Origin of the sequence: Micromonospora sp. CV4 (assembly GCF_003667455.1) — a bacterium.
Lineage (GTDB): Bacteria > Actinomycetota > Actinomycetes > Mycobacteriales > Micromonosporaceae > Micromonospora.
Genome location: NZ_RCVI01000122.1, coordinates 1 through 5320 on the forward strand (window position 1 = coordinate 1; position 5320 = coordinate 5320).

The following is a 5320-nucleotide window of genomic DNA, read 5'->3' on the forward strand; positions in this document are numbered from 1 at the left end:
CCCGGGAGCGCGGCGACGCGGCGCCGGCGGCGGCTCCTCGTCGGGTTCGTCCGCGTACCCCTCGTCGTAGCCGTCCTCGTACGCCTCGTACTCCTCGTCGTACTCCGGCTCGACCGGCCGGCGGGGTGGTCGCTGGCGCAGCCGCCCGGCGGGCCGTCGCCGCGGCGGCTCCTCCCCGCTCGGCTCCTCCTCGGCGAACTCGTCGGTCTCGGGGCCGGGCCCGCCGCGTCGCTCCGGGCCGCGCTGGTCCCGTTCGCGCTCCTCGCGCAGGCCCGTCTCGTGGTCCTTGACCACCTGGGAGTCGCGGATCTCGCCGCGCCAGCCCTCCACCTGGTCCGGGTCGAGTGCCACCTCGGTCATCACGTGCCGGACGAAGTGCTTCAGTTCCAGTCGCACCCGCCGGCCCTGGGCGCGCCACAGGTTGCCGGTGTGCTCGAAGAGGCCCTGCGGGTGGTACTCGAGCACCACCAGGATGCGCGTCAGGTCCGGGGTGATCTCGTGGAAGCTGACGGTGCCGTCGACCGAGCCCTTCTCACCCTTGGACCGCCAGTGGATGAGCTTGTCCGGCACCTGCCGGACGATGGTCGACTCCCAGGTCCGGTGCGACCAGAAGACCTGCGCCTTCCAGGTCAGCTTCTCGTCCGAATCGGTGTCGACGTTCTCGACCTTCTTCATGAAGCTCGGGAAATCACCGAACTGCGTCCACTGGTTGTACGCGGCCCGCACCGGCACGCCGACCTCGATCGTCTCGACGATGTTGGTGACCTTCTTCTTGCCGCCCTTGCCGCCGCTCTTTCCGCCCGCGCGGCCGAGAGCCGACATCACCTTCTCCTTACCGCCGGCCATCCCGGCATGCACCATCGCCTTCATCGGTGAGCCGCCCTCGGCGAGCTTCTGCGCACCGGTGGCGGCGGCGATCAGGCCGGGTCCGCCGCCCTGGCGCGCGTACTCGCTGAGCCGGCCGGTCGCGCCGGTGATCCGCTCGGTCACCGCCGTCATCGCCCGCTCGCCGATCGCCTCGGCCAGGTTGCGTACCTCGTCGGCCAACTGGCCGCGGACCTTGTCACCGAGCCCACCCGGATTGGAGTTCGCCATGGTCACCGCCCCCGCCGCTGCCCGGCCGACGCGTCGTCCCGGTCGGTCCGGTCCGCCGTGTCGCGGTCGGTGCCGTCGTCGCGGCCCGTGCCGTCGTCGCGGCCCGTGTCGTCGTCGTGGCCCGTGTCATCGTCCCGGGCGCCGCCCTGGCCTCCGGACCGGCGACGCAGCGCGTCGGCCGAACCGCGCAGCCGACCGGTGAGCGCGTCCACGCCGCTGCCGGCAGCCGCGGTGGCGGCGGATCGGCCGGCGTTGACCAGTGGCCCGCCGAGCCGGCCCAGGTTGCCCAGCTGGGGGGACGAGTGCAGCAGGTCGCTCCCCCGCTTCAGCAGCCCGCCGGGGTCCCGGCTGGCGCGGCCGGCGGCCACCGCGGCGGCGAGGGTGAGTGCGGTACGTAGCTTGCGTCGGCGGCCCAGCAGGTAGCCGAAGCCCACCGCCAACCCGATTCGTGTTCCGGTCTTCATCGGTTCTCCTTCGTTCCCCGGGGGTCCGGACGCCTGCCACTGGGGGCCAGAGAAGGGCTACCGGGGAATAGCGCGAAGCATGCCTTCGATCAGGCGTCCCGTATCTGCGGACCCGCCGGGCAGTACCCGTCGGCATTCCACCGAAACCGTTCCGACAATTTACGTCCGCATCGGAGAACGCCATCAGGAAATGCGGGAATGGACGCCCCAGAACGGACGTCCAGGCGGCAACCACCAGGAGAAACGACAGAGGAGACGAACGCGCAGAATCGCTTCAGAGCGCTGGCGGCGTCGAATCAAGACAGATTTCGCCGCGCACCTTGCCACCATCCTGGCGCAAGGTGGCACCGCACTTTTTCAGTACGCCGACCGCGCCGACGTTGTCCGCTGTCGTCTCCGCCACCACGGCCCGCATGCCGGCCCGGGCCGCGGCGTTCAGCAACTCGCGCAGAGCACTCGCGCCGATCCCCTGTCCGCGGGCCGAGCGACCGAGCCACATCCCGGCCTCGACGGTGCCGGGCTCGTCACAGCGCGTCATCCGGACCATGCCCACCACCTCGCCGCCGACGAGGATCGCGTACATCTGGGAACGGGTCGGGCCGTCCAGGCCCTCGAAGCTCGCCCGGTGAAAGTCCCGGAACGCCTCCCGGCGGGCGAGCGACCAACCGGCGGGAGCCTCGACCGGAGGCATCACATCGCCGGGCTCGGCCTCGGCAGCCGCTACGGAGAGCAATGGCTCCAGGTTCTGCTCATCCACCGGCTCCAACCGGACCGCACCCGCCACGTGCCGCAGTCTGCCGCCCTCATCGGCCGAAGTCCACCCCATTGGGCATCCACTGGCGGTCCGGCTACCGGTACCGACCGGTCGGACCGCCCGACCGTCCACCTCACGCTCTGTTGCTACCCGGCGTAGTCGCCGGGCCCTCAGGTCTCCGGCCCGAACTCGCAGAAGACCACCGAGGCGTCGTCGGTGGGCTTGTGCCGGCGCAGCCGGTCGGGGTGGTCGCGTTCGGCCTCGCGGACCCGGTCGAGCAACGCGCCGGGGCCCTCGACGCTCAGCATGTCCAGCAGCCCCACCCAGTCGGTCAGCCCGAACTGGTCGACAGCGCTGGACGCGCCGTCGCTGAGCAACGCCGCCCGGCGCACCGCAGCCGGCCCCCGCAGGGGCAGGGTCCCGGTCACCGCGTGGAAGGCCGCGTCCGGGTCGGCCGCCGCCACCCAGTAGCCGTGCGTGCGGTTCATCCGTTCCCGCTGGACGCCCACGGCGTGCCGGAAGCGGGTCACCGGGTCCCCGCCCGCCGGCACGGTGGCGACCGTCCGGCGCAGCTCGGCCACCGACGCCTCCAGCCGGTCGTCGGTCACCACGCTGACCTGGCCGGTGTCCAGCACCAGCGGGCTGTCGCAGAGCACCAGGTAGTCCACCTTGTCGCCGCACTCACGCAGCAGGCAGACGGTGCTGGACGGGGTGCCGGGATGATCAAGGTCGCACTGCCCGCCGTGGTCGGCGCGGACGGCGAGAATGGCCGCGGCCAGGTTGCTGGTCAGCCTGGCCGACGGGCGTGCCGCCTCGGCCACGCCGATCCGGGCGGCCAGGTGCCGGACATACCACTCCGGCCCGTGCACGCAGCCGGTGTCGAAGCCCTCCGGCACGGTCGCGCCGTCCAGAACGCCGACCAGCGGGCCGAACCGGAAGACCAGGTCCTCGTTCACCAGCCGGCCCGGGGCTGGCACGGACGCGGATCGTACCCGCATCATCGGTGCCAGCCCCGCCGCCCGGCCGGGTCAGCGCTGCCGGAGGTCGTCGGCGGCCGCATGCGCCTGCCCCTGCATCTGCCCGGCGGCCGAGCGGCCCTGGTCGCGTACCGCGGACATCCCCTGCTCGGCGGTGGACCGCACCGACTGCGCCGCCTGCTGCGCGGGCTCCCGGAGGTTGTCCTGCATCTGGTGGCCGATCTGGCTCGCCTGCCCGCGCAGCTGGTCGGAGTGCTCACTCACCATGCCCCGCGCGCGGCCGGCGAGTTGCCGCTCACGCCCGGTCGACGGAAGCAGCGAGGCGGCCAGCAGCCCGACGCCGAAGGCGACCACGCCGGCGGCCAACGGGTTGCCCTGCGTCTGCTCCCGGGACTGCCGCCCGAGCGAGCGCGCCTCGTCCCGCACGGAGCCCATGGCCCCTCGGGACTGCTGTCCGAGCGATCGGGTCTCGTCGCGTACCGAGCCGGCGACGTGCGACATCCGCTGGCTGGCCTCCTGCCCCATGTGGCTCGAGCTACCCATCACCTTCTCCTTCGCTCGCGTGACCGCATCGCGGGCCTGCCCGACGCGCTCGCCCGCGATCCGACGCGGGTTGACCCTGTCGGCCAGTGCGTCGACGTCATTGCTCAACTCGTCGCGGGTGGTCTCGATCTCCCGCCGGATCCGATCCGGATCACTGGACATGATCCTCTCCCTTCCGACTCGTTCACCGACCCCGCAGGGCGTCCGGCATCTCCCGGGCGGTCTGCTTCGTCCGGGGCAGTACCGCACGTGCCCGCTGGAGCTGGCTCCGGGCGTTGATGAAGAGGCCGCCGGCCACGACCGCCCAGATCACGGCGACGATCAGCGCCGCCCAGCCCTGGTCCATCGTGTTGGACAGCCCCCACCACACCGCGTACGACACGAACAGGACGGCCAGGAACCCGGCCAGCCCGGCCCCACCGAACATGCCGCCGGCCTTGCCGGCCTGACTCGCCTCCTCGCGGAGTTCGGCCTTGGCCAGCTCGACCTCCTTGCGCATCAGCGTGGAGAGGTCCCGGGTGACGTCACCCAGCAGGTCGCCGACCGAGGCCTGGGCCCGCTCCTTCTCGGGGGCACTCATGGCGCCACCCCGCCTGGCAGGTCCCGCTGCGGCCGATCGGCCGGCGAGAGGTTCTGCGCCCGAGCCGTACCCATGTACGGCTGATCAGGCTGGTACCGCTCGTCGAGTGCACGGTCGTACGGCCGCGGTCCGCCCCCGTCCGGATGCTCGTACTCGCCCGCCTGGCCGCCGGACATCCCTGCGCCGCCGCCGCTGGTCAGACCACGGGTGAGTCGCCCGACCAGCAGTCCGGCAACCGCCGCGCCGGCCAGGAACACCCCCGGGTTGCGTCGGGCGTACGTGCGTACCTCGTCCAGGACGTCCCCCGGCTCCCGTCCGTCCAGCCAGCCGGCGGCCCGTTGCGCGGCGTCCCCCGCCCGGCGGACCGCCTGGCCGGCCAGCCCGGAGTCACCGTCCCGCTCGGCCATCGAGTTGAGCCCCTGGCCCAGGTCGCGCAGCCCGTCGACAGCCCGCTGCTGTTGCGACCGGGCCTGCTCACGGAGCTGGCCGGTGGCCTCCCCGGTCAGGTTCCGGGCCTGCTGGCGCGCTTCCGCGGCCACCTGCCCGCCCTGCTCGGCGGCAGTGTGGGCCACCTGTCCACCGGCCTGCGCGGCCTGCTGTCCGACCCGGGACGCCTCTTGCCGAGCCTGCTGTGCGGTGCCGGTCGCACCCTGTGGTGGCCGGCTCGGGTTGTTACCCGTCATAGCCCGCTCCCTCCGTCGGCCCGGAGCCGCGTGCCAGCGACCCGGGACGCACCCCGCCTACCCGCCGAATCTGGTGCCATGCTTCCGCCGGTCTGGACGGACCGGGCGCCGGGGACGTCCTGGACGAGGTACGCACGTACGCCCGACGCAACCCGGGGGTGTTCCTGGCCGGCGCGGCGGTTGCCGGACTGCTGGTCGGGCGACTCACCCGTGGTCTGACCAGC

Annotated in this window: 7 protein-coding genes; all 7 read right to left on the reverse strand. The window is 72.9% G+C overall.

What is annotated here, in order from left to right; genetic code table 11:
• On the reverse strand, positions 1–1095 hold a 1095-nt coding region (locus tag EAD98_RS01285), incomplete at its 3' end, for an SRPBCC family protein (protein WP_147457310.1).
• A gap of 2 nt (positions 1096–1097) precedes the next feature.
• Positions 1098–1559, reverse strand: a complete 462-nt coding sequence (locus EAD98_RS01290) for a hypothetical protein (RefSeq protein ID WP_199723208.1) — start codon at positions 1557–1559, stop codon at positions 1098–1100.
• A gap of 274 nt (positions 1560–1833) precedes the next feature.
• A complete protein-coding gene (locus EAD98_RS01295; protein ID WP_121652260.1) occupies positions 1834–2343 on the reverse strand; it encodes a GNAT family N-acetyltransferase in 510 nt (169 codons plus the stop codon).
• Positions 2344–2483: 140 nt separating this feature from the next.
• Positions 2484–3290 (reverse strand): hypothetical protein, encoded by an 807-nt coding sequence (locus EAD98_RS01300; RefSeq protein WP_233583670.1) that lies wholly within the window; start codon positions 3288–3290, stop codon positions 2484–2486.
• A gap of 51 nt (positions 3291–3341) precedes the next feature.
• Positions 3342–3995, reverse strand: coding sequence for a DUF3618 domain-containing protein (locus EAD98_RS01305; protein WP_121652257.1), 654 nt, complete (start codon positions 3993–3995; stop codon positions 3342–3344).
• Between the two features lie 22 nt (positions 3996–4017).
• Positions 4018–4413, reverse strand: coding sequence for a phage holin family protein (locus tag EAD98_RS01310; RefSeq protein WP_121652258.1), 396 nt, complete (start codon positions 4411–4413; stop codon positions 4018–4020).
• Positions 4410–5096 (reverse strand): hypothetical protein, encoded by a 687-nt coding sequence (locus EAD98_RS01315; protein ID WP_121652259.1) that lies wholly within the window; start codon positions 5094–5096, stop codon positions 4410–4412. Before EAD98_RS01315 ends, EAD98_RS01310 begins: the two co-directional genes overlap by 4 nt.
• Positions 5097–5320 lie beyond the last annotated feature (224 nt).

What these genes read in the sequence shown, in the direction of transcription:
- EAD98_RS01305 (WP_121652257.1), bottom strand. Translation starts at nt 3,995, where the DNA reads ATGTCCAGTGATCCGGATCGGATCCGGCGGGAGATCGAGACCACCCGC.
- EAD98_RS01315 (WP_121652259.1), bottom strand. Translation starts at nt 5,096, where the DNA reads ATGACGGGTAACAACCCGAGCCGGCCACCACAGGGTGCGACCGGCACC.
- EAD98_RS01310 (WP_121652258.1), bottom strand. Translation starts at nt 4,413, where the DNA reads ATGAGTGCCCCCGAGAAGGAGCGGGCCCAGGCCTCGGTCGGCGACCTG.
- EAD98_RS01290 (WP_199723208.1), bottom strand. Translation starts at nt 1,559, where the DNA reads ATGAAGACCGGAACACGAATCGGGTTGGCGGTGGGCTTCGGCTACCTG.